Origin of the sequence: Pseudomonas paraeruginosa PA7 (assembly GCF_000017205.1) — a bacterium.
Taxonomy (GTDB): Bacteria; Pseudomonadota; Gammaproteobacteria; order Pseudomonadales; family Pseudomonadaceae; genus Pseudomonas; species Pseudomonas paraeruginosa.
The window spans coordinates 2,698,861-2,721,623 of the sequence record NC_009656.1; the positions used below are offsets into that span (position 1 = coordinate 2,698,861).

Annotated in this window: 18 protein-coding genes and 2 pseudogenes; 14 read left to right on the top strand and 6 right to left on the bottom strand. The window is 67.6% G+C overall.

Annotated elements, in window-relative coordinates:
• The first annotated feature begins 98 nt into the window (after window positions 1-98).
• Window positions 99-1,328, top strand: coding sequence for an acyl-CoA dehydrogenase (locus PSPA7_RS12835; protein ID WP_003149338.1), 1,230 nt, complete (start codon window positions 99-101; stop codon window positions 1,326-1,328).
• A 39-nt stretch (window positions 1,329-1,367) separates the two neighbouring features.
• Here PSPA7_RS12835 and PSPA7_RS12840 read toward each other — a convergent pair whose 3' ends face one another.
• The 4 genes from PSPA7_RS12840 to PSPA7_RS12855 form a co-directional block, all read right to left on the bottom strand.
• Entirely contained in the window at window positions 1,368-1,559 is a 192-nt protein-coding gene (locus PSPA7_RS12840; RefSeq protein ID WP_003149340.1) for a hypothetical protein, read from the bottom strand.
• Window positions 1,516-2,556 (bottom strand): TerC family protein, encoded by a 1,041-nt coding sequence (locus tag PSPA7_RS12845; RefSeq protein WP_003149342.1) that lies wholly within the window; start codon window positions 2,554-2,556, stop codon window positions 1,516-1,518. Before PSPA7_RS12845 ends, PSPA7_RS12840 begins: the two co-directional genes overlap by 44 nt.
• A 156-nt stretch (window positions 2,557-2,712) precedes the next feature.
• A complete protein-coding gene (locus tag PSPA7_RS12850) occupies window positions 2,713-4,110 on the bottom strand; it encodes a substrate-binding domain-containing protein (RefSeq protein WP_012075521.1) in 1,398 nt (465 codons plus the stop codon).
• A gap of 60 nt (window positions 4,111-4,170) precedes the next feature.
• Window positions 4,171-5,085, bottom strand: a complete 915-nt coding sequence (locus PSPA7_RS12855) for a LysR family transcriptional regulator (RefSeq protein ID WP_079262175.1) — start codon at window positions 5,083-5,085, stop codon at window positions 4,171-4,173.
• A 94-nt stretch (window positions 5,086-5,179) separates the two neighbouring features.
• On the opposite strand from PSPA7_RS12855, the gene PSPA7_RS12860 reads away from it, so the two are divergent.
• Window positions 5,180-5,611 carry a VOC family protein gene (locus PSPA7_RS12860; protein ID WP_079262176.1) on the top strand — a complete coding sequence of 144 codons (432 nt, stop codon included), beginning with the start codon at window positions 5,180-5,182 and terminating at the stop codon, window positions 5,609-5,611.
• 104 nt (window positions 5,612-5,715) lie between these two features.
• Here the strand turns inward: PSPA7_RS12860 and xthA are convergent, their stop codons facing one another.
• Complete coding sequence (gene xthA, locus PSPA7_RS12865) at window positions 5,716-6,528, bottom strand: exodeoxyribonuclease III (RefSeq protein ID WP_012075524.1); 813 nt, start codon at window positions 6,526-6,528, stop codon at window positions 5,716-5,718.
• Between the two features lie 143 nt (window positions 6,529-6,671).
• Here xthA and PSPA7_RS12870 point away from each other — a divergent pair.
• The 12 genes and pseudogenes from PSPA7_RS12870 (at window position 6,672) to tpx (ending at window position 21,421) form a co-directional block, all read left to right on the top strand.
• A pseudogene (locus PSPA7_RS12870) lies at window positions 6,672-7,385 on the top strand (GNAT family N-acetyltransferase).
• A gap of 121 nt (window positions 7,386-7,506) precedes the next feature.
• Window positions 7,507-9,246 carry an autotransporter assembly complex protein TamA gene (locus PSPA7_RS12875; RefSeq protein ID WP_012075526.1) on the top strand — a complete coding sequence of 580 codons (1,740 nt, stop codon included), beginning with the start codon at window positions 7,507-7,509 and terminating at the stop codon, window positions 9,244-9,246.
• Window positions 9,243-12,908 carry a translocation/assembly module TamB domain-containing protein gene (locus PSPA7_RS12880; RefSeq protein ID WP_012075527.1) on the top strand — a complete coding sequence of 1,222 codons (3,666 nt, stop codon included), beginning with the start codon at window positions 9,243-9,245 and terminating at the stop codon, window positions 12,906-12,908. The genes PSPA7_RS12875 and PSPA7_RS12880 overlap by 4 nt, the downstream gene beginning before the upstream one ends.
• A gap of 136 nt (window positions 12,909-13,044) precedes the next feature.
• The gene (locus tag PSPA7_RS12885; RefSeq protein WP_012075528.1) at window positions 13,045-13,680 is read left to right on the top strand and encodes a CDP-alcohol phosphatidyltransferase family protein; all 636 of its coding nucleotides are present in this window, start codon (window positions 13,045-13,047) and stop codon (window positions 13,678-13,680) included.
• Window positions 13,681-13,769: 89 nt separating this feature from the next.
• Entirely contained in the window at window positions 13,770-15,530 is a 1,761-nt protein-coding gene (locus tag PSPA7_RS12890) for a bifunctional alpha/beta hydrolase/class I SAM-dependent methyltransferase (RefSeq protein WP_012075529.1), read from the top strand.
• The gene (locus PSPA7_RS12895) at window positions 15,530-16,879 is read left to right on the top strand and encodes a phosphatase PAP2/dual specificity phosphatase family protein (protein ID WP_012075530.1); all 1,350 of its coding nucleotides are present in this window, start codon (window positions 15,530-15,532) and stop codon (window positions 16,877-16,879) included. Before PSPA7_RS12890 ends, PSPA7_RS12895 begins: the two co-directional genes overlap by 1 nt.
• Window positions 16,872-17,324 (top strand): hypothetical protein, encoded by a 453-nt coding sequence (locus PSPA7_RS12900; protein ID WP_012075531.1) that lies wholly within the window; start codon window positions 16,872-16,874, stop codon window positions 17,322-17,324. Before PSPA7_RS12895 ends, PSPA7_RS12900 begins: the two co-directional genes overlap by 8 nt.
• Before the next feature lie 11 nt (window positions 17,325-17,335).
• A complete protein-coding gene (locus tag PSPA7_RS12905) occupies window positions 17,336-17,965 on the top strand; it encodes a lysophospholipid acyltransferase family protein (RefSeq protein WP_012075532.1) in 630 nt (209 codons plus the stop codon).
• A 1-nt stretch (window position 17,966) separates the two neighbouring features.
• The gene (locus PSPA7_RS12910; protein ID WP_012075533.1) at window positions 17,967-18,902 is read left to right on the top strand and encodes a phosphatidate cytidylyltransferase; all 936 of its coding nucleotides are present in this window, start codon (window positions 17,967-17,969) and stop codon (window positions 18,900-18,902) included.
• A 189-nt stretch (window positions 18,903-19,091) separates the two neighbouring features.
• Window positions 19,092-19,289, top strand: a pseudogene (locus PSPA7_RS12915) (LysR substrate-binding domain-containing protein); the annotation flags it as partial.
• Between the two features lie 155 nt (window positions 19,290-19,444).
• Window positions 19,445-20,788: an alanine/glycine:cation symporter family protein gene (locus PSPA7_RS12920; RefSeq protein ID WP_033999175.1), complete on the top strand. Its 1,344-nt coding sequence runs from the start codon at window positions 19,445-19,447 to the stop codon at window positions 20,786-20,788.
• Window positions 20,789-20,923: 135 nt separating this feature from the next.
• The gene (gene tpx, locus PSPA7_RS12925) at window positions 20,924-21,421 is read left to right on the top strand and encodes a thiol peroxidase (protein ID WP_003152652.1); all 498 of its coding nucleotides are present in this window, start codon (window positions 20,924-20,926) and stop codon (window positions 21,419-21,421) included.
• Window positions 21,422-21,569: 148 nt separating this feature from the next.
• On the opposite strand, the gene ptaA is transcribed toward tpx, so the two are convergent.
• Complete coding sequence (gene ptaA, locus PSPA7_RS12930; RefSeq protein ID WP_012075535.1) at window positions 21,570-22,691, bottom strand: pyoverdine biosynthesis transaminase PtaA; 1,122 nt, start codon at window positions 22,689-22,691, stop codon at window positions 21,570-21,572.
• Between the last annotated feature and the right edge of the window lie 72 nt (window positions 22,692-22,763).

Sequence of the window (22,763 nt, forward strand, 5' to 3'; positions counted from 1 at the left end):
GAAAAAATAGACTGGGCAAATCTTAAGCCCTGTTCCGGCATCGTTACCAGCACCTTTGTCCGATGCCTCGCCTGCCAACCCGTCAGAAGGTATCCCCCATGGATTTCGCCTATTCCCCCAAGGTCCAGGAGCTGCGTGAACGCGTCAGCGCGTTCATGGAAGCGCATGTCTATCCCGCCGAGGCCGTGTTCGAACGCCAGGTCGCCGAGGGCGATCGCTGGCAGCCGACGGCGATCATGGAAGAGCTGAAGGCCAAGGCCAAGGCCGAGGGGTTGTGGAACCTGTTCCTTCCCGAATCCGAATATGGTGCCGGGCTGGCCAACCACGAGTACGCGCCGCTGGCGGAAATCATGGGCCGTTCGCTGATCGGCCCGGAGCCGTTCAACTGCGCCGCGCCGGATACCGGCAACATGGAAGTGCTGGTGCGCTACGGCAGCGAAGAGCAGAAGCGCGCCTGGCTGGAGCCGCTGCTCAGCGGCGAGATCCGCTCGGCCTTCGCCATGACCGAACCGGGCGTGGCCTCGTCCGACGCGACCAACATGGAGGCGCGCGCCGAGCGCCAGGGCGACGACTGGGTGATCAACGGACGCAAGTGGTGGACCTCCGGCGCCTGCGATCCGCGCTGCAGGATCCTGATCTTCATGGGCCTGACCAACCCGGATGCGCCGCGCCACCAGCAGCATTCGATGATCCTGGTACCGGTCGACACCCCTGGGGTGAAGATCCTCCGACCGCTGCCGGTGTTCGGCTACGACGACGCGCCGCACGGCCACGCCGAAGTGCTGTTCGAGAACGTGCGGGTGCCCTACGAGAACGTCATCCTCGGCGAGGGGCGAGGCTTCGAGATCGCCCAGGGGCGCCTCGGCCCGGGCCGCATCCATCACTGCATGCGCTCCATCGGCATGGCCGAGCGCGCCCTCGAACTGATGTGCAAGCGCGCGGTCAGCCGCACCGCCTTCGGCAAGCCGCTGGCGCGCCTGGGCGGCAACATCGACCACATCGCCGATTCGCGGATGGAGATCAACATGGCGCGCCTGCTCACCCTGCAGGCCGCCTACATGATGGATACCGTGGGCAACAAGATCGCCCAGAGCGAGATCGCCCAGATCAAGGTGGTGGCGCCCAACGTGGCGCTGAAGGTGATCGACCGGGCGATCCAGATGCACGGTGGTGCCGGGGTTTCCAACGACTTCCCGCTGGCCTACTGGTACGCCATGCAGCGTACCCTGCGCCTGGCCGATGGCCCGGACGAGGTGCACCGCGCGGCGATCGGCAAGTTCGAGCTGGGCAAGTACGTGCCCAGGGAGATGCTGCGCAGCGGTCGTTGAGTGCCGCCAGCAAAAAAGGCCCGCATCCGCGGGCCTTTTTCATTCCGGGGCCTCGGCCCCTTTCTCCTCGGCGTTGCGTTCCAGCTGCCATGCGCGGCGGCTGTGCAGCAGGGCGGCGAACTCGCGGGCCGCCCGCTCGTTGCGGAAACAGATTCCGCGCGTGCCCAGGCGGACCCGCCAGAAGGGTTCAGCGTGGGTGTCCAGACGTTCGATCCAGAGCGTTTTCGGCATGCGGGTCCTTGTCCTCGGCAGTGACTTTCGGCGTGCGGGTCTTCAGCAGGGACAGCAGGATGCCGCCCGCCAGAAGGCCGAAGGTTACGCCAAGCGAGAGGCCGGCGGGAATCTTGCCGATCACGCCATGCAGCATGATCTTCGCGCCGATGAACACCAGGACCAGGGCCAGGGCGTACTTCAGGTAGACGAAGCGGTGGATCATCGCCGCCAGCGAGAAGTACAGGGCGCGCAGGCCGAGGATGGCGAAGATGTTCGAGGTATAGACGATGAACGGGTCCTGGGTGATGGCGAAGATCGCCGGCACGCTGTCCACCGCGAACACCAGGTCGGCCAGTTCGATCAGCACCAGGGCGAAGAACAGCGGCGTGGCGTAGCGCACTAGCTTGCCGCTGGCGTCCGGCAGGCGGACGAAGAAATGATGTTCGTGCAGTTCCTTGGTCACCCGCATGTGCTTGCGCAGGAAGCGCAGCACCGGGTTGTGCTCCAGGTCGGGTTCTTCCTCGTGCTTGTTGAACAGCATCTTCACGCCGCTGAACAGCAGGAAGGCGCCGAACACGTACATGATCCAGTCGAATTCCTTCACCAGCGCGGCGCCCAGGCCGATCATGATCGCCCGCAGGACGATGGCGCCGAGGATGCCCCAGAACAGCACCTGGTGCTGGTAGCGGCGGGGGATGCCGAAGAAGCTGAAGATCATCGCCATGACGAACACGTTGTCCATCGACAGCGACTGCTCGACCAGGAAGCCGGTGTAGTATTCCACCGCGCTGGTCGGGCCGAAGGCGTACCAGACCCAGCCGCCGAAGGCCAGGCCGCAGGCGAAGTAGCCGGCGGACAGCAGCAGGCTTTCGCGCACGCCGATTTCGTGGTGGTCGCGTTGCAGCACGCCGAGGTCGAGAACCAGCAGGACGATGACGATGGCCAGGAAGGCCAGCCAGAACCAGGTAGCCGTACCGAGGAACGGTTCGGTGAGAAATGCATGCAGAGCTGCCATTGGGGCCCCTCGCTTCGAATTGTCGGATAGTCATGTGACTCCGACATGGCGGTAATCGCTTACCGTCAGAGGGGCCCGCAGTCACCCGGGAAAAATAAACCAGCCTCCGGAGTACGGCAAAGCGTCGAGGTTACAAAGTGCTACAGCGGGAGACGCTCAGTAGACCCATACCTCCACCCGCCGATTCTTCTGCCGGCCCGCTTCCTGTTCGTTGCTGGCGACCGGCAGCTCGTCGCCGAAGCCGACGATTTCGCGGAAGCTCACCCCGCCGCGGGCCAGCTCGCGGCGCACGGCCATGGCGCGCAGGCGCGAAAGCAGTACCGAGCGCTCGGCGTCGGACTTGGGGTCGCCGAAGCCGACCAGCACCGTCCGTTTGCGCATCTTCTGATTCTGCCGTAGGTAGTCGAGCAAACGCTGGACGTCGAGCAGTGCCTTGTTGTCGAGCAACGCGCTGCCTTCCTGGAAGCGGAAGTTCACCGTCAGGCGCCGCGCCTGTTCCGCCAGCTGGCGATACTCGGCGGGCATCTGCGGGCGCGGGGCGACCTGTACCGCCTGGATCCGCTGGGCGACGAAGCCGCTGCGGGTGACGATCGCCTGGCCGCGCGGGCTCTGGGCGAAGCGCACCAGAGCCTGGGCCCAGGGATTCTTCTCGCCGGGCTTCTGGTAGAGGAACAGGCGGCGCGAAAGCGGGTAGTCCTCGGTGGCGATCAGGCTCTCCAGCGGCGCCATCGGCAGCGATTCGCCATCGGCGACGGCCAGCGGCCGGGCGCCGCCCACCGAGGCGACGCCGACGAAGCCGATGGCGTGCGGGTCGGCGGCGACCGCGGCGGACAGCCGGTCGTTGGACTCGAAGCGCCGGGCGTCGGCGGAGAGACTCTTGCCGTGGCTCGCCAGGACCAGCTCCCTGAAGGTGTCGTAGGTGCCGGACTGCTCGTCGCGGGCGTACAGGCGGATGGCGCCGCCCTTGCCGCCGAGCGCTTCCCAGGTGCGCACCTCGCCGGCGAAGACCGCCGCCAGCTGCGCGGTGGTCAGCGAGGCCAGCGGATTGTCGGGGTGGAGGATGATCGCCAGCCCGTCGATGGCGATCACCTGTTCGGCATAAGGGCTGCGCAGGTCGCCGAAGCCGGCCAGGGCCCGGGCCTCGCTGTCCTTGACCGGACGCGAGGCCGCCGCCAGTTCGGCGCTGCGTTCGAGCAGGGCGGCGAAACCGGTGCTGGTGCCGTGGGCGGAAAGGTCCACCCGCACCTGGCGTCCGTCGGCCCCTCTTGCAATCAGGCGCAGCTCGTTCTCGCGCTCCCCGGGTGTGCGCTGGATGGCGTCGAAGCCTTCTTCTTCCAGCAGACCCTCCAGCAGCGCCGGCAACAGCTTCGCGCCGATGGTGTTGGAGCCTTGGATGTGCAGCGCCGGCGAGCCGTCCGGTGGAATCGGCAGCGGTTCGCCGGCGAATACCGTCCAGGGGAAGGCGTAACAGAGGAATCCGAGGAAAACCAGGCTCAGGGTACGGCTCCAGAGGTCTTTGTCACTGGCGCGCTGGCGGTGTGGCATCGCGGGCATCGTCTTCTATGGGGGAAGGGAATTTGCCGGCGAGATTAAGTCAGACGGGTGACGCTAAGGTTACAGCGTTGGGGAATCATGGCCCTGCGCCATTGTCTCGGTCAGGAAGTCGAGAAACACCCGGGTCTTGCCGGCCAGTTGGCGCGATGGATAGACCGCGTGGATCGCCGTCTCGTCGGCCTTCCAGTCAGCCAGCAATTCAACCAGGCGGCCTTCGGCCAGTTCCGCCTGTACGTACAGCCGTGGGATCAGGCTCAAGCCGAAGCCGGCGAGCAGGGCATCGCGCACCGCCAGGCTGGAGGACACCCGGTAACGGCCGGCGATAGGCACCGCTATGCACTCGTGGTCCTTGCGGAAGGTCCAGCGGTCGGCATGGCCGGAGAGGCTGAAGCGGATGCACTCGTGTTCGCGCAGGGCCTCCGGCCGCAGCGGCTGGCCATGCTGCCTGAGGTAGGCCGGCGCCGCGCAGAGCACGTGCTCCAGGACTAGCAGCGGGCGGGCGACCAGGCCGGAGTCCGCAACCCGGTCGCTACCGCGCAGGGCCAGGTCGATGCCTTCGGCGATCAGGTCCTGGCGGCCGTCCTGCAGGAGCAGTTCCAGGCGCAGGTCCGGATAACGCTGGAGAAAAGCCGGAATGGCCGGGGTCAGGCAGGTGAGGGCGAGGGTCAGCGGGGCGCTGACCCGCAGCAGGCCGCTGGGGCCCTGCTGCATCGAAGTGAGCGCGGCGTCGGCGGCCTCGAGGTCGTCGAGGATGCGCTCCAGGCGCTGCCGGTAGACTACGCCGGCCTCGGTCAGGCTCATGCTGCGGGTGGTGCGATTGATCAGGCGCACCTTGAGGTGCGCTTCCAGTTCGGCGACGTTCTTGCTCACGGCGGCCGGCGAGAGATTCATCTGCCGGGCCGCGGCGGCGAAGCCGCCATTCGCGGCCACGGCGCGGAAGACCTTGAGGGCGGTGAGGTGATCCACGGGGATAATTTACTGTCAGTAATCAATGAATCAGGGATTAAAGCATTATCAACCTGGGGTGTGCTGGCTAAAGTCTCGCCATAGTCCACGGTCCAAGAGGTGAATGACCATGCAACCCTTCGTCGTCGAACGTCTCGATCACATCGTCCTGCGGGTCCGCGACCTGGAACGCAGCATCGCGTTCTATCGCGATGTCCTCGGTTGCGTGGTGGTGAAGTGGCGCGACGACCTGGAGCTGGCCCATCTGCGCCTGGGAACGTCGATGCTCGATCTGGTCGCGGTGTCCGGGTCGCTCGGCCGGGAGGGCGGTGCGGCGCCGGGTGGGGAAGGGCGCAACGTCGACCATTTCTGCGCGCGCATCGAGCCGTTCGACGAGGCCGCGCTGGTCGCCCATCTCGAGGGGTTCGGCCTGGTCCCGCAGGTTCCCGCGGAAATCCGCTTCGGCGCCGAGGGCGACGGCTGGTCGCTGTACTTCTTCGATCCGGATGGCAATCGGGTGGAGCTGAAGGGGCCGCGGGTGGACAATCCTGTCTGAGGGAAAAGTCGCGCGCCGGATAGGGGGAGGCGTCGGCGAGATCGCCCGGGCCAGGTAGCGATCGACTGAAGGCCCATCCGCGGATGGGCCTTTCTCGAGGGCCCTCAGGCCAGTTCCAGCCAGATCGGCGCGTGGTCGGAGGGTTTCTCCATGCCGCGCAGGTCGTAGTCGATGCCGGCATCCCTGAAGCGTGATTGCAGCGCCCGGCTGGCCAGGATCACATCGATGCGCAGGCCGCGTTTGGGGGTGTCCTCGAAGCCGCGGCTGCGGTAGTCGAACCAGCTGAAGCGGTCGGTCACCTCCGGGTTCAGGGCCCGGAAGCTGTCCACCAGGCCCCAGTTCTTGAGGGTCGCCAGCCATTCGCGTTCTTCCGGGAGGAAGCTGCACTTGCCGGTCTTCAGCCAGCGCTTGCGGTTTTCCTCGCCGATGCCGATGTCGCAGTCCTCCGGGGAGATATTGATGTCGCCCATCACCACCAGCGCCTGCTCGGGCTTGAAGCTGTTTTCCAGCAACAACTGGAGGTCGGCGTAGAAGCGCTGTTTGGCCGGGAACTTGGTCGGATGGTCACGATTCTCGCCCTGCGGGAAATAACCGTTCATCACGGTGAGCGGATTGCCCTGGGCATCGGCGAAGGTACCCCAGATGAAGCGCCGCTGGGATTCCTCGCCGTCGCTCGGGAAGCCACGATGCAGTTCCAGCGGTGCCTGGCGGGAGAGCAGCGCGACGCCATAGTGGCCTTTCTGCCCGTGGTAGTGGACGTGGTAGCCGAGCGCCTCGATCTCGGCCTGGGGAAACTGGTCGTCGGCGACCTTGGTTTCCTGCAACCCGATCACGTCGGGCTGGTGCCGCTCGATCAGCGCCGCCAGTTGGTGCGGCCGGGCGCGCAGACCGTTGATATTGAACGAGACGATTTTCATGGTGGGCGTCCTGGCAAAAACAGGAATGCTAGCCCAGCCGGACGTTTCCTGGCGACCCCGGAGGCGCTGTGCTAGTGTCCGCCGGTACTCGATGGCTGTGTGGCTGCGCGCTTTGCCGGCCCGGTGGTCTGCCGCGAACGGGGATGGCCCGGCCATCCACACGAGCAAACGCCGTGGCGCAGCCGCGCGTCGCTGCGCCGACGGCCGACAAGGAACACCCGTCCATGCCCGATCAGGTCACCGATATCCGTCTGCTCGACGACGGCTACAGCCGTGAAGTCCGTTCACTTTTCTACCACGCCTACCGCCACGAACCGACCTTCGCCTACCTGATGAACGCCCAGCGCGCCGGCTACGACCAGCGTGTGCGCGCCAGCGTGCGGGAGTTGGTCAACCGGCATCTCGGTGAGGAGTTGCCGGCCATCGGCCTGTTCATGGACGACCGGCTGGTGGCGGCGGCGCTGATCACGCCACCGCAGCGGCGCCTGGAGATCACCGAAAGCTGGGCCTGGCGCCTGCGCATGCTGTTCAGCGTCGGCCTGGCCGCCACCCGGCGCTACCTGGACTACCAGCGGGCGGTGCAGGCCTGCCTGCCACCCGGGCCGCATCATCGCTTGCCGATGCTCGGCGTGCACCCGGAGTTCCAGGGCCGGCAGATCGGCGAGCAATTGCTGGCGGCGGTGCAGCGCTGGTGCGCCGAGGACTCCCGGTCACAGGGGCTGGTGCTGGACACCGGCAATACGCGCTATCTCGATTTCTACCAGCGGCATGGCTACCGGGAGATCGGCGAGGTGACGCTGGGGGCGGTGCGCGAGCATGTCCTGCTGCATCCGGGGGCATCCTCGAACGCCGCCTGAGGCATGCGGAAAAACCATGCCTGTCAGGCGCTTGGCGTCATAAAACCAGAACGGCGGGAGGTCGTCGCCGGCGTCCGCGCAAATCTGGACGCGCGCCAGCCGCCTGCGTAGCATCCGCGCCATGAGACTGACTCAAGGATTGCTCCGGTTCCCGCTGACCGGGCTGCTGTGCCTGAGTACGGCCGCCTTCGCGGAGAGCCAGCTCAGCGTGCGTGTCACCCCCGCCAACAGTGCCCTGAAGGCCAACATCGAGGCCTACGTGGGTAGCCTGGGCGAGCGGGACGAGGCGGCATTGCAGCGTTTTCGCCGCAACGCCGAGGCCCAGGCGGAAAAGGCCGCGCAGGCGCTCGGCTATTTCCAGGCGCAGGTCGACAGCGAGGTCAAGGACGGCAAGCCGCCGAAGCTGACGCTCAAGGTCACGCCCGGCGAGCCGGTGCGCCTGCGCCAGGTGAATATCCAGGTGCTCGGCGAGGCCGCCAGCCTGGAGAGCTTCCGCTTGCCGTCGGGCAAGCAGCTGAAACCGGGCGCGAAGCTGAACCAGGGCGTCTACGAGGACGCCAAGCGGCTGATCCAGAACCAGGCCTCGCGCTACGGCTTCTTCCAGGGCCGCTTCACCACCCAGCGCCTGAGCATCGATCCGCGCGCCGGCATCGCCGATATCGATCTGGTCTACGACAGCGGCCAGCGCTACACCTTCGGCAAGGTCCGCTTCGATGGCGACTCCATCATCGACGAAGAGCTGTTGCGGCGCATGGTGCCATTCAAGGCCGGCCAACCCTACGACTCCGAACTGATCGCCGAGCTCAACCAGAACCTGCAATCCAGCGGCTACTTCGAGGGCGTGCGGGTCGACGCCGCACCGAGCCAGGCGCAGGCCGACGGCGCTCGCCAGGCGATTCCGGTAGCGGTTCGGCTGGATGCGCGCAAGCCCAGGACCATGGGTGTCGGCCTCGGATTCTCCACCGACGTCGGCGCGCGCGCGCGGTTCAACTGGACCCGCCACTGGGTCAACGCCGAAGGGCACAGCCTGGGCTTCGAGTCGGAAATTTCCGCGCCCCGGCAGAACGTCGGCGCCTGGTACGAGATCCCCCTCGATCCACCGCTCACCGACAAGCTGCGCTTTACCAGCGGCTACCAGTTCGAAGACCTGGTCGACACCGAGAGCAAGCTGCTGACCCTCGGCGGCGAATGGCACAGCAAGCGCCCCGATGGCTGGCAGCGGGTAGTCTCGCTGAACTGGATGCGCGAGGAATACAAGCTCGGCGATGATTCCGGCCTGAGCAGCTTCCTCATGCCCGGGATCGGCTACTCGATCCTGGAGACCGACAACAAGGTCGACCCCAGCCATGGCTACCGCCTGCAATTCAACGTCAAGGGCGCGAAGGAGGGCTTCCTGGCCGACGCCGACGTGGTGCACGTCGACGCCATGGCCAAGGGCCTGACCAGCTTCGCCGGCGGCCATCGCCTGCTCGGCCGCCTGCAGGTAGGCGGGATCGCCACCAACGACTACAAGTCGATCCCGCCCTCGCTGCGCTTCTTCGCCGGCGGCGACCAGAGCGTGCGCGGCTACGACTACCGGACGCTGTCGCCGGAGAACTCCGATGGCGACAAGATCGGCGGCCGCTACATGATCGCCGGCAGTGTCGAGTATCAATATCCGCTGGCCGAGCGCTGGCGCCTGGCGACCTTCGTCGACCAGGGCAACGCCTTCAACTCGCTGGACTTCCCCTCGATCAAGACCGGGGTCGGCTTCGGCGTGCGCTGGGTCTCGCCGGTCGGCCCGTTGCGCCTCGACCTGGCCCACGCGCTCGACGACGACGGCGGTTTCCGCCTGCACTTCTCCATGGGGCCCGAACTGTGAAGGCGCTGAAGATCATCCTGCTGGCCGTGTTCGGCCTGCTTGTCCTGCTGCTCCTGGGGCTCGTCGCGCTGCTCGGCACCCAGGCCGGCAGTGCCTGGCTGCTCGATCGGGTGCCGGGCCTGCAGGTTGCCGGCTTCGACGGACGCCTTGGCGGCGCCTGGCGGGCGGAGCGTCTGTCCTGGGCGCAGGACGGCACGCAGCTGGTCCTCGAGCGGCCGGCGCTGGACTGGTCGCCGGGTTGCCTGGCGAGCCTGCGCCTGTGCCTGAAGCGGGTGGCGGCGGAACGGGTCGAACTGATCCTGCCGCCGAGCGACGACGGCGCCCCCAGCGGGCCGGTCGAACTGCCGACACTGCAGCTGCCGCTGAGCGTCGAACTCGGCGAGGTGGCGATCGGCAGCTTCCTGCTGGATGGCAACGAGCAGGTCGCCGACCTCGACCTGAGCGCACGCTGGTTGGCCGACGGGCTGCACATCGATGCGCTGAAGGCGCGCGGCTTCGGCCTCAGCCTGGAACTCAGGGGACGGCTGCAACCGAGCGGCGACTGGCCATTGCAGGCCGAAGCCGCGGTCGGCCTGCCCGCTCCCGAAGGCAAGCCATGGAACCTGGCCGTCCAGGTCGGCGGTGAACTGCAGAAGGCGTTGACCCTGAAAGGCCGCAGCAGCGGTTACCTGGACGGCAGCCTGGAAGGACAGTTGCAGGCGCTGGCGGAAAACCTGCCGGCACGATTGCTGATTCGCGCCGACGGTTTCAAGGGCGCGGCCGGGCTACCGGATACCTTGACCCTGAATGCCATCCAGCTCGATGCCGGTGGCGATCTCAAGAGCGGTTACCTGATCCGCGGTGGCGCGAGCCTGCCGGGCGAGGGCGGGGCGGTGGCGTTGAGCCTGGACGGACGGGTCGACGCCCTGGGCGCGGACATCCGCCAGCTGCGCCTGGACGCTGGCGGCGAGCAGCGCCTGGACCTGGTCGGACGTCTGGACTGGCGCGAAAGCCTGGCCGCCGACGCGACCCTGGACTGGCAGGACTTCCCCTGGCTGCGCCTGTATCCGCTGGCGGAGCCGCCACCGGTGACGCTGAAGACCTTCAAGGCGGAAGTGCATTACCAGGACCAGCGCTACCTGGGTAATTTCAGCGCGGCGGCGAGCGGCCCGGCGGGCGACTTCACGCTGGCCAGCCCGGTGTCCGGCGACCTCGTCCAGCTCAACCTGCCGTCGTTGCAGCTGCGGGCCGGGCAAGGCCAGGCCGAGGGGCGGGTGACGCTGCGTTTCGACAATGGCGTGGGTTGGGATACCGCCCTGCAACTCAGCGAACTGAATCCGGCGTACTGGGTCGCCGAGCTGCCAGGCTCATTGGCCGGTCCCTTGCGCAGCCGGGGAAGTTTTCGCGACGAGCGACTGGCGCTGGGCGTGGATCTCGACGTCAAGGGCCGCCTGCGCGGCCAGCCGGCGCTGTTCCAGGCGCGCGCCGAAGGCGAGGGGCAGCGCTGGGCGCTGGCCAACCTCGACCTGCGCCTGGGCGACAACAAGGTGCAGGGCAGCGGGGGGCTCGACCAGCGCCTGCACGGCCGCCTGGACATCGCCCTGAACCGTCTCGGCCAGCTTTGGCCGCAACTCTTCGGTCGTCTCGACGGGCGGCTCGACCTGGCTGGTAGCCTCGCGGCGCCGCAAGGCAGGCTGAGCCTCAAGGGACAGCAGATCGCCTACGCCGAGCAGCGCATCGCCGGCCTCGACCTACAGGCGAACCTCGATGCCCGGCAGAACGGCACCCTGGCGCTGGTCGCTTCCGGCCTGCGCAGCGGCGAAACCGACCTCGGCCTGTTCAAGGCCAATGCCCGCGGCGACCAGCGCCGCCAGCAACTGGAGCTGGACCTGCAAGGCACCTTGCTCAAGCTCGGCCTGGCCTTCGACGGGCAACTGGAGCACGGCAACTGGCGCGGTCGCCTGGCACGCGGCGCATTGAGCAGCGGTGGCCAGGACTGGAAGCTACAGCAGCCAGCGCGCCTGGAACGGTTGGCCGACGGCAGGGTCGATTTCGGCGCACATTGCTGGGTATCCGGCGCCGCCAGCCTGTGCGGCGGCGAGCAGCGCCTGCTGCCCGAGCCGCGGCTGCGCTACACCCTGCGCGACTTCCCGCTGGACAGCCTGAAGCAATGGTTCCCCGAGGATTTCGCCTGGCAGGGCAAGCTGAACGGCGACCTGCAACTGGACGTTCCGGCACGCGGCCCGAGCGGCGTGGTCAGCCTGGACGCCGGCAGCGGTACGCTGCGCCTGCGCGACCAGGGCCAGTGGGTCGACGTCGGCTACGACAGTCTGCGCCTGGAGAGCCGGCTGGCGCCGAGCCGCGTCGATACCTCCCTCGACTTCCGCGGACCGAAGCTCGGCGAGCTGCGGATGCAGGCGCAGATCGACCCGCGCCCGGCGAGCAAGCCGCTGAGCGGCGAATTCAGCCTGGCCGGCCTCGACCTGTCGGTGGCGCGGCCGTTCGTGCCGATGGTGGAGAAACTGCAAGGCAAGCTGAACGGTAGCGGCCGGCTGTCCGGTGGCCTGCTGGCGCCGCGGGTCGACGGCCGGGTGACGCTGAGCGACGGCGACATCGGCGGCGGCGAGCTGCCGACCAGCTTCGAGAACCTTTCCCTCGACGCCCGCATCGCCGGCGAAAGCCTGGAACTCGGTGGCGGCTGGCGCAGCGGCAGGTATGGCCAGGGCAGCCTGTCCGGCAACCTGAGCTGGGGCGAGGCGCTGAACGTCGCCCTGAACATCCGCGGCAGCCGCCTGCCGGTGGTGGTCGATCCGTATGCGCAACTCGAAGTGGAACCGGACCTGAAGATCGGCATGGCCGGCCAGGAGCTGGCGATCTCCGGCAAGGTCCTGGTGCCGCGCGGCGACATCACCATCCGCCAGTTGCCGCCGTCGACGGTCAAGGTCTCCGACGATGCGGTGATCGTCGGCTCCGAACAGCCCGAACAGCAGCCGCTGAAGATGAAGATGGACATCGATGTCGAGGTCGGCCAGGACAAGCTGGCGTTCTCCGGCTTCGGCCTCAGCGCCGAGCTGGCTGGCCACCTGCACATCGGCGACAACCTGGATACCCGTGGCGAGCTGAACCTGAACAAGGGACGCTATCGCGCCTACGGCCAGCGCCTGACGATCCGCAGGGCGCGGCTGTTCTTCGCCGGACCGATCGACCAGCCGTACCTGGACATCGAAGCGATCCGCCGGGTCGACGACGTGGTTGCCGGCCTGCGCCTGACCGGCAGCGCCGAGCAGCCGACCAGCGCGGTGTTCTCCGAACCGGCGATGAGCCAGGAGCAGGCGCTGTCCTACCTGGTGCTGGGACGGCCGATGAGCACCGGCGAAGACAGCAACATGCTCGGCGAGGCGGCCCTCGCCCTGGGCCTGGCCGGCAGCGCGCCGCTCACCGGGGAAATCGCCAGGCAACTCGGCATCCAGGACTTCCAGCTGGACACCGAGGGCACCGGCAACAGCACCAGCGTGGTCGCCAGTGGGAATATCACCGACAAGCTCAGCCTGCGCTATGGTGTTGGAGTGTTCGAACCGGCAAATACCATCGCCTTGCGCTACCAGTTGACCAAACGCCTCTATCTCGAAGCGGCGAGCGGCCTGGCCAGTTCGCTGGACCTGTTCTTCAAGCGGGATTTCTGACGGATGCGCTGATACGGAACATGCGTAACGCATAAAAGTGTGTCACTTTTAGCGGCGCATCGACGTCGTAGAATGGAGCGGGCGCCGACCGCCGCAGGTCGGGACCCGCAGCAACTCGGCACAAGGACTGGCTGACATGATTTCCGTCTATCAACTCAAACCGCGCTTCCAGAATCTTCTCCGCCCCGGCGTGCAGCGTCTCTACCAGCGTGGCATCACTGCCAACCAGGTGACCCTGGCGGCCTGCCTGCTGTCGCTGCTGGTCGGCGCGCTGGTCGCCGGTTTCGCCAACCATCTCTGGCTGTTCGCCCTCGTTCCATTGTGGATGTTCCTGCGCATGGCGCTGAACGCGGTGGACGGCATGCTTGCCCGCGAGTTCGGCCAGAAATCCGACCTGGGCGCCTACCTCAACGAACTCACCGACGTGATCGCCGACAGCGGCCTGTACCTGCCGTTCGCCCTGTTGCCGGGAGTCAATCCGCTGTGGGTGGTGCTGGTGGTGCTGCTGGCGGTGATCAGCGAGTATGCCGGCGCGCTGGGCACCATGGTCGGCGCCTCGCGCCGCTACGACGGGCCGATGGGCAAGAGCGACCGGGCGCTGTGTTTCGGCGTGATCGGCGCCGGGGTGGCCAGTGGCCTGTTGCCGCTGGCCTGGATCGACTGGCTGATGTTGCTGATCGCGGCCCTGCTGTTGCTGACCATCGGCAACCGCGTGCGCCAGGGCCTGGCCGAGCTGGCCGCGAGTCGGCGGGGCAGCGACGGTCAGGCCTGAGAGGGAACGGGCGAACGCCATGGAGGTGGGCGCCCGCAGGAAGCAACCCCGCCGGGATCCCGGCCGGGGCAACGACATAGGGACATCACATGCGCGACGTACAGGAACTGCGTTTCACCACCCACGACGGGGTAGAACTCTTCTACCGCCACTGGCCTGCCAGCCGCCCGGCGCCGGACGGCACGCGCCAGGCGGTGCTGCTGTTCCACCGCGGCCATGAGCACTCCGGGCGGATCGCCCACCTGGTCGACGAACTCGACCTGCCGGAACACGACTTCTTCGCCTGGGACGCCCGTGGCCACGGCCTCTCGCCAGGCGCCCGCGGCGACAGCCCGAGCTTTGCCACCAGCGTGCGCGACGTACAGACCTTCGTCGACCATATCCAGGCCGTCCACGGCATCGCCGAAGAGCGGATGGCGGTGGTGGCGCAGAGCGTCGGCGCGGTGCTGGTCTCCACCTGGGCCCACGACTACGCACCCAAGGTGCGCGCCCTGGTGCTGGCCTCGCCGGCGTTCCAGGTCAAGCTCTACGTGCCGTTCGCCCGCAGCGGGCTGAAGCTGATGCGCCTGTGGCGCGGCAACTTTTTCGTCAACAGCTATGTCAAGGCACGTTTCCTCAGTCACGATCCGCAGCGGATCGCCTCCTACGACAGCGACCCGCTGATCGCCAAGGCGATCTCGGTGAACGTCCTGCTCGGCCTCTACGAAGCTGCCGAGCGGGTGGTGGCGGACGCACAGGCGATCCAGATTCCCACCCAACTGCTGATTTCCGGGGCCGACTTCGTCGTCCATCGCGGGCCGCAAGAGCGTTTCTTCGAGCGTCTCGGCAGCCTGCGCAAGGAAAAGCACATCCTGCCCGGCTTCTTCCATGACACCCTTGGCGAGCGCGATCGTCACCTGGCCGTCGCCCGTGCCCGGCGCTTCCTCCTCGAGGCATTCGCCACGGCACCCGAACGACCGAGCCTGCTCGACGCCGACCGCCTGGGTCATACCTGCGCCGAGGCCGAGGCGCTGGCCGCGCCGTTGCCGAAGAACTCGCCGCGCGATCTCTACTGGCGCGCCACCCGTGCCGGCCTGCGCCTGGGCAGCCTGTGGTCGGACGGAGTCAAGCTGGGCTTCGATACCGGTTTCGACTCGGGCAGCACCCTCGACTATGTCTACCGCAACCAGCCCACCGGCGCCGGCCCGCTGGGTCGCCTGATCGACCGCAACTACCTGGACTCCATCGGCTGGCGCGGCATCCGCCAGCGCAAGCTGCACGTCGAGGAACTCCTGCGCCTGGCCATGCAGCGGTTGCGCGAGGAGCAGCGCGAGGTGCGCATCGTCGACATCGCCGCCGGCCATGGCCGCTACATCCTCGAAGCTCTGCAAGGCGTCGAGCCGCTACCGGAAAGCATCCTCCTGCGCGACTACAGCGAGATCAACGTGCGTGACGGCAGTGCCCTGATCGAAAGCAAGGGCCTCGCCGGCATAGCCCGCTTCGTCAAGGGCGACGCCTTCGATCGCGCCGACCTGGCGGCGCTGCAACCGAAATCGAGCCTCGGGGTGGTTTCCGGGCTCTACGAGCTGTTCGCCGACAACCGCATGGTCGGTGATTCCCTCGCCGGCCTCGGCGAGGCGCTGGAGGAGGGCGGCTACCTGGTCTACACCGGACAGCCCTGGCACCCGCAGCTGGAACTGATCGCCCGTGCGCTGACCAGCCACCGCCAGGGTCAGGCCTGGGTGATGCGGCGCCGGACCCAGGCGGAAATGGACCAGTTGGTGGCCGCCGCCGGCTTCCGCAAGATCACCCAGCGGGTCGACCAGTGGGGCATCTTCAGCGTATCGCTGGCGCAGAAGGTCGCCCGCTGATGGCGCCGCGCGAGCCGGGGGTACTGAGGCGGGCGGTGCTCTGGCTGCTGTTCCTCGGCCCGTTCTTCTTCGCCAGCTATGGCCTGGCCAATTGGTTGACCAGTCAGCGCGGCGACGTCGGCAGCCTGGTCTTCGACTGGGAGCGCGGGATGCCGCTGTGGCCCTGGACCATCCTGCCGTACTGGTCGATCGACCTGCTCTACGGCCTGTCGCTGTTGCTGCCGCGGGACAAGCGCGAGCTGGACACCCACTGCCTGCGCCTGCTCAGCGCCCAGGTGCTGTCGGTGACCTGCTTCCTGCTGTTCCCCCTGCGCTTCACCTTCGAACGGCCGGAATTGGGCGGTGTGTTCGGCTGGCTGTTCGACGTGCTGATGGGGTTCGACAAACCGTTCAACCAGGCACCGTCGCTGCACATCGCCCTGCTGGTCGTGCTCTGGGTCTGCTACGCGCGCTACGCCAGCGGCGCCTGGCGCTGGCTGCTGCACGGCTGGTTCGCGCTGATCGGGCTGTCGGTGCTGACCACCTGGCAGCACCATTTCATCGACGTACCCACCGGCGCGCTGGCCGGCTGGCTGTGCATCTGGCTGTGGCCGCAGGCGCAGCCCGCGCCCTTCGCCCGCGCCAGCCTGAGCCGCGACCGGCAACGGCGGCGGTTGGCCGCGCGCTATGGCCTCGGCGCGCTGGCCTGCGCCGGCGTCGCCTTCGCGCTTGGCGGTGCGGCGTTGTGGCTGTGCTGGCCGGCGCTGGCCCTGGCGCTGGTGGCGCTGAACTACCTGCTGTTCGGCGCCGCCGGCTTCCAGAAGGGCCGCGACGGGCGCCTGAGCGCCGCCGTGCGCTGGCTGCTGGCGCCGTACCTGTTCGCCGCGCGGATCAACGCCTGGCTCTGGACCCGTCGCCGGCCGCAGCCGGACGAGGTGCTACCGGGTCTCTGGCTCGGGCGCCTGCCGTCGTCCACGGAACTGGCCGACGGCCGCTTCCGCGCATTGCTCGACGCTACCGCCGAGCTTTCCTGCCAACCGCAGGGGCTGGCCTATCGCAACCTGCCGTTGCTCGACCTGGTCGCGCCGGACGTCGAGGACTGCCGGCGCGCCGCCGCGCTGATCGACGAACTGCTGGCGCAAGGGCCGCTGCTGGTGGCCTGCGCCCTGGGCTATTCGCGCAGCGCCACGCTGGTCGCCGCCTGGCTGCTGCTCAGCGGTCGCGCGGCGGACGTCGATTCGGCCGTGGCCGTGTTGCGCCGGGCGCGCCCGCAAGTGGTGCTGGGCGAAGCCCAGCGGCGGACCCTGGTGGCGCTGAGCGGGGCCGCGCCGGAGCTAGCGGCGGAATTGGGCGAGGTGCGCCATGCCTGAGCAATCCCTGGCCCTGGTGGCGGCGCTGCTGCGCCGTGGCCGCGAGATCGACCGGCTGTCCGCCGCGCTGACCCTGCTGGCCATCGGGCTGGGCCTGTACCAGGCCGTGCAGGGCGTCGGCTGGCGCTATTTCGCTGTGGCGATGCTGGCGATCGCCATGCTCGGCCTGTGGCAGAAGTACTGGGCGCTGCGGGTGGCCCTGGACGCCGAACTGTTCGAACGTTTCAGCCGCGTCGGCGACAGGCTGGAAGCGCAGACCCAAGACCTGGACCAGGCCCTGGCCGATCTCGGCCTGGCCCGAGCGGACGCCGCGGGGCGTACCTGGCACCAGCGCAGCCGCGGCGCCCTGCGCCTGCTACGCTGGCAGGCGCTGGCCTGTGGCGCCCAGTTCCTGCTGGCCTTGTCGTGCCTGTTGTCGATCCCTCTTTTCAACGCTCAAACCTGAAGAGTCTTCCCATGCTCGAATCCGTCGTTGCCTATGGCATCATCGCCGGCGCCCGCGCCATCACCGGCTTGCGCAGCCTCTGGCTGGGCACCACGCCGATTCCCAAGCAGCGTATCTACTACGCCAACCACAGCAGCCACGGTGACTTCGTCCTGCTCTGGGCCTCGTTGCCGCCGGAGGTGCGCCGACGCACCCGGCCGGTGGCCGGTGCCGACTACTGGAACAAGGCCGGCCTGCGCAGCTACGTGATCAACAAGGTGTTCAACGGCGTGCTGGTCGACCGCCAGCGCAGCGATGCCAATGCCAATCCGCTCGAACCCCTCGACCGCGCCCTGGACGACGGCGACTCGCTGATCATCTTCCCCGAGGGCACCCGCAACCTGGACGACGAGGTCAAGCTGTTGCCATTCAAGAGCGGTATCTACCACCTGTCCCTGGCCCACCCGGACGTCGAACTGGTGCCGGTGTGGCTGGCCAACCTCAACCGGGTCATGCCCAAGGGCCGCATGCTGCCGTTGCCGCTGCTCTGTACCCTGAGCTTCGGCAAGCCACTGGTGGCCACGGCGGAAGAGGGCAAGGAGGCGTTCCTCGAACGAGCGCGTATGGCCCTGCTGGACCTGGCGCCGGAAGAGGAGGCCTGAGATGAACGAACAGACCTGGATGCTCTTCGGCGGTATCGGCGCGCTACTGGTGCTGGCCTCGCTGGCCGGCTTCGTCCTCAAGTGGCGCGCCGGCCCCGGGCCGAACGCGGTGATCGACAACCTCAACGCGCGGATCAACGCCTGGTGGGCGATGGTCCTGGTGATCGGTTTCGCCTTCTGGCTCGGCCAGGCGGCGGTGATCCTGCTGTTCTACGGCGTGTCGTTCTACGCCCTGCGCGAGTTCATCACCCTCACCCCGACCCGGCGCAGCGACTATCCGGCGCTGGTGGCGGCGTTCTACTTCGTGCTGCCGATGCAGTACCTGCTGATCTACATCGACTGGTACAGCATGTTCTCGATCTTCATCCCGGTGTACGTGTTCCTGCTGTTGCCGATCCTCGCCTCGCTGGGCGGCGACACCAAGCACTTCCTCGAGCGCGCCTCGAAAGTGCAGTGGGGCCTGATGCTGGCGGTATTCTGCATCTCCTTCGTGCCGGCCCTGCTGACCCTCGACATCCCCGGTTTCGAAGGACGCAACCTGCTGCTGATCGCCTACCTGGTGATCGTCGTGCAGCTCTCCGACGTGATGCAGTACATCTGCGGCAAGCTGCTGGGCAAGCGCAAGATCGCTCCCAACCTCTCGCCGTCGAAGACCGTCGAGGGCTTCGTCGGCGGCATCGCCCTGGCCACCGCCATCGGCGCCTCGCTGTGGTGGATCACCCCGTTCAATCTCTGGCAGGCGGCGCTGATCGCGTTGCTGATCAACCTGCTGGGCTTCTTCGGCGGCCTGGTGATGTCGGCGATCAAGCGCGACCGCGGGGTCAAGGACTGGGGCCACATGATCGAAGGCCATGGCGGCATGCTCGACCGCCTGGACTCGGTGTGCTTCGCCGCGCCGATCTTCTTCCACGTGGTGCGCTACTGGTGGACGCCCTGAAGTTCGCCTGGCGCCGAGGGGAGCGGGGCGGCTGCCGATGGCGACCGCCCGGCTGCCGTTTCCCCGCCGTGTAGGCAGCTAAGAATTTGCGAGCGATATAGACCCGCAGGGCAAAAACCGCCACAGGCGGTATCCGCCGATACCCCCGGATAAGCGGCGGATAACCGCAAGCGGTTATTCGCCCTGCAACTCCAGGCGCCGCGTTATCACGTCGAGCCCGGGTTGGCCGACGGCAGCCTCCGCGAGGTCCTCGGCGAATGGCTGCCGCCGACGCTGCCGCTGCACGTCCTGTATCCCTCGCAGCGCCAGCTTTCGCCGCGGGTGCGGGGGCTGGTCGACTGGCTGGTGGAACTCTTCGGTCGCCAGCCGGCCGACGAGGCGCAATGAGACGCGGGTTTTGCGCACGAAGATTTTTCTCGATTTCAGCCGGAAAACCTCGATAGGATCGGCAGCCTTGGCCTGTCGCGCCGGGGTATCCGTCCGCTTTGCGGATGTGCGTCGCCGGTGGGCCGCAAACATTCGAACAAGAAGAAGGATCGCTGATGGAAAGCTTGCAGAAATGGGTGGTCGACCTGAACGGCTTGGTCTGGGGGCCGTTGATGCTGGTGCTGATTCTCGGCACCGGCCTTTACCTGATGCTGGGCCTGAAGTTCATGCCCCTGGTGCGCCTGGGCGTCGGTTTTCGCCTGCTCTGGCAGGGGCGCAGCAAGGATGACGAGAACAGCGGCGAGATCAGCCCGTTCCAGGCGCTGATGACCTGCCTGGCGGCCACCGTCGGCACTGGCAACATCGCCGGGGTGGCCACGGCGATCTTCCTCGGCGGTCCGGGCGCGCTGTTCTGGATGTGGTGCACGGCGCTGGTGGGGATGGCCACCAAGTTCTCCGAAGTAGTGCTGGCGGTGCACTACCGCGAGAAGGATGAGCGCAACGAACACGTCGGCGGTCCGATGTATGCCATCAAGAACGGTCTCGGCAAGCGCTGGGCCTGGCTCGGCGCGGCCTTCGCCCTGTTCGGCGGGCTCGCCGGCTTCGGCATCGGCAACATGGTCCAGGTCAACAGCATGGCCGATGCCCTGGAGGTCTCCTTCGGCGTGCCCGACTGGGCCACCGGGGTCGCCACCATGATCGTCACCGGGCTGGTGATCCTCGGCGGCATCCGCCGCATCGGCAAGGTCGCCGAGGCGCTGGTGCCGTTCATGTGCGTCGGCTACATCGTCGCCTCGGTGATCGTCCTGGTGGTCCATGCCGAGGCGATCCCCGGTGCGTTCCAGCTGATCCTCACCCACGCCTTCACGCCGATCGCCGCCACCGGCGGCTTCGCCGGCGCGGCGGTGATGGCGGCGATCCGCTTCGGCGTCGCCCGCGGGATCTTCTCCAACGAGGCCGGCCTCGGCACCGCCGGCATCGCCCAGGCCGCCGGCACCACGCATAGCGCGGTGCGTTCCGGCCTGATCGGGATGCTCGGGACCTTCATCGACACCCTGGTCATCTGCAGCCTGACCGGCCTGGCGATCATCACCTCGGGCGTCTGGACCAGCGGCGCCAGCGGCGCGGCGCTGTCCTCGGCGGCGTTCGAGGCGGCGATGCCGGGCGTCGGTCACTACATCCTGTCGCTGGCCCTGGTGGTGTTCGCCTACACCACCATCCTCGGCTGGAGCTACTACGGCGAGCGCTGCTGGGAATACCTGGCGGGGACCCGCTCGATCCTGCCGTTCCGCATCGTCTGGACCCTGGCGATTCCGTTCGGCGCCATGACCCAGCTGGACTTCGCCTGGCTGGTGGCGGACACCCTCAACGCGCTGATGGCGATTCCCAACCTGATCGCGTTGCTGTTGCTCAGCCCGGTGGTATTCCGCCTGACCAAGGAGTACTTCGCCAGGTCCTGACCGCATGGTCGCGGCGACGCTCAAACCCGAGGTTTTCGCTCGGGTAAACCGTGTTAGCATCGTCGCCGGCCCCGAATGCTTCCGCCACCGGCCTTGCGGCGGGTGGCCTCTCACCGACCAAGAAGGAACAACGCAATGGCTCAAGTGACTCTCAAGGGCAACCCGGTCAACGTCGACGGCCAGCTTCCGCAGAAAGGCGCCCAGGCTCCGGCCTTCAGCCTGGTCAGCGGCGACCTCGCCGACGTGACCCTGGAAAACTTCGCCGGCAAGCGCAAGGTGCTGAACATCTTCCCCAGCGTCGACACTCCGACCTGCGCCACCTCGGTCCGCAAGTTCAACGTCGAGGCCGGCAAGCTGGCCAATACCGTGGTGCTGTGCATCTCCGCCGACCTGCCGTTCGCGCAGAAGCGCTTCTGCGGCGCCGAGGGCCTGGAGAACGTGGTCAACCTGTCGACCCTGCGTGGCCGCGAGTTCCTCGAGAACTATGGCGTGGCCATCGCCAGCGGCCCGCTGGCCGGCCTGGCCGCGCGCGCCGTGGTGGTGCTCGACGAGCAGGACAAGGTGCTGCACAGCGAGCTGGTCGGCGAGATCGCCGACGAGCCGAACTACGCGGCGGCCCTGGCGGTTCTCTGAGCCCACGGCCAACCCGCTTCGTCCCATGACCGTCAGCCTGGCTGGCTGGTAACGGGCGAACCCGAATCCCTTGGCTGCTCGCCTAGGGTCATGAGCAGGGCGGATAATCGCGGCGCGGTCATCCGCCCTGCGTCGCAGAGACGCAGCGCTAGCGCGCGGCCACCTGGTGGCGCCGGCTGACGCTGGCGAAGGCGCTCTGGAACGCCCGCATCTCTTCCTCGCTACCGACCGTCACGCGCACCCAGTTGGGCCAGGCGGCCCACGGACGTCCTACATACACCCGCTGCTTTTCCAGCTCGGCGATGACCATCTCGGCGGGGCGGCGCATATCCACCATGAAGCAATTGGACTGCGAGGCGGTGCAGCGGAACCCCTGCTGGCGCAGCCAGGCGATGGTGCGCTCGCGGATCTCCGCGTTCTGCCGCTTGCGCCGTGGCACCAGTTCGCCCTCGCGCAGGCTTTCCAGGCCGGCGTGGGCGGTGGGCGAGGGCACCACGTTGTGGCCGCCGAAGCGCTCCAGCCGGGCCAGCAGCTCGGGATGTCCGATCGCCAGGCCTAGCCGGGCACCGGCCATGCCGTAGAGCTTGGAGAAGGTGCGCAGGACCAGCAGGTCCTTGCGCCGGGCGGCCAGGCCGATGACGCTCGGCGCATCGGAAAAGTGGATGTAGGCCTCGTCGACCAGTACCACGCTGTGCGCCGGCTTGCGCTCGATGGCCTGGACGATCCGCTCGTGCGGGGTGAGGGTGCCGGTCGGGTTGTTCGGATTGCAGATGTAGATCAGTCCGGCATCCTGCTGCGCCGCGGCGAGCATGCGTTCGATATCGTGGCTCGCCTCGCCGTCCAGGGCCACCGCATGCACCTGCGCTTCCTGGGCCTGTGCGGCGCTGGCCACCGAGTCATAGGAAGGATCGGCCATGACCAGGCTGCGCGCCTTGCCGGTGAACGCCGCGATGGCGTACTGCAGCGGCTGGCGCGAGCCGCAGTAGGCGTGCACGCATTCCGCGGGAACGTCGTTCTGCTCGGCGAACAGGCCGACCAGGGCATCCTGGGTGTCATAGTCGTAGCGACCGCAGAGCGGGGCGGCCTCCTGCATGGCGGCCCTGGCCCTGGCGGAGGGGCCGTAGGGACTTTCGTTGAAATCCAGAAATATTTCCTGCGGTTCCGCGGCAGTTTTCCTGCCGGTGCCGGCGAACGCCGCCGGACTCAGCAATGCGCTGCTGGAGGCCAGGGCGGTCAGGGTGACGAACGAACGGCGACTCAAAGCGGGCATAGGTTCACCTCCGTGTAGCAAGTAGGTCAGGCGTGCGGGTGGTTCCTCTCGGGCGTGTCTCACCAGAGAGGA

What these genes read in the sequence shown, in the direction of transcription:
- PSPA7_RS12860 (WP_079262176.1), top strand. Translation starts at nt 5,180, where the DNA reads ATGACCATGCAACCCTTCGTCGTCGAACGTCTCGATCACATCGTCCTG.
- PSPA7_RS12905 (WP_012075532.1), top strand. Translation starts at nt 17,336, where the DNA reads ATGCTCGAATCCGTCGTTGCCTATGGCATCATCGCCGGCGCCCGCGCC.
- xthA (WP_012075524.1), bottom strand. Translation starts at nt 6,528, where the DNA reads ATGAAAATCGTCTCGTTCAATATCAACGGTCTGCGCGCCCGGCCGCAC.
- PSPA7_RS12875 (WP_012075526.1), top strand. Translation starts at nt 7,507, where the DNA reads ATGAGACTGACTCAAGGATTGCTCCGGTTCCCGCTGACCGGGCTGCTG.
- ptaA (WP_012075535.1), bottom strand. Translation starts at nt 22,691, where the DNA reads ATGCCCGCTTTGAGTCGCCGTTCGTTCGTCACCCTGACCGCCCTGGCC.
- PSPA7_RS12845 (WP_003149342.1), bottom strand. Translation starts at nt 2,556, where the DNA reads ATGGCAGCTCTGCATGCATTTCTCACCGAACCGTTCCTCGGTACGGCT.
- PSPA7_RS12900 (WP_012075531.1), top strand. Translation starts at nt 16,872, where the DNA reads ATGCCTGAGCAATCCCTGGCCCTGGTGGCGGCGCTGCTGCGCCGTGGC.
- PSPA7_RS12835 (WP_003149338.1), top strand. Translation starts at nt 99, where the DNA reads ATGGATTTCGCCTATTCCCCCAAGGTCCAGGAGCTGCGTGAACGCGTC.
- PSPA7_RS12910 (WP_012075533.1), top strand. Translation starts at nt 17,967, where the DNA reads ATGAACGAACAGACCTGGATGCTCTTCGGCGGTATCGGCGCGCTACTG.
- PSPA7_RS12840 (WP_003149340.1), bottom strand. Translation starts at nt 1,559, where the DNA reads ATGCCGAAAACGCTCTGGATCGAACGTCTGGACACCCACGCTGAACCC.
- PSPA7_RS12920 (WP_033999175.1), top strand. Translation starts at nt 19,445, where the DNA reads ATGGAAAGCTTGCAGAAATGGGTGGTCGACCTGAACGGCTTGGTCTGG.
- tpx (WP_003152652.1), top strand. Translation starts at nt 20,924, where the DNA reads ATGGCTCAAGTGACTCTCAAGGGCAACCCGGTCAACGTCGACGGCCAG.
- PSPA7_RS12850 (WP_012075521.1), bottom strand. Translation starts at nt 4,110, where the DNA reads ATGCCCGCGATGCCACACCGCCAGCGCGCCAGTGACAAAGACCTCTGG.
- PSPA7_RS12885 (WP_012075528.1), top strand. Translation starts at nt 13,045, where the DNA reads ATGATTTCCGTCTATCAACTCAAACCGCGCTTCCAGAATCTTCTCCGC.
- PSPA7_RS12890 (WP_012075529.1), top strand. Translation starts at nt 13,770, where the DNA reads ATGCGCGACGTACAGGAACTGCGTTTCACCACCCACGACGGGGTAGAA.
- PSPA7_RS12895 (WP_012075530.1), top strand. Translation starts at nt 15,530, where the DNA reads ATGGCGCCGCGCGAGCCGGGGGTACTGAGGCGGGCGGTGCTCTGGCTG.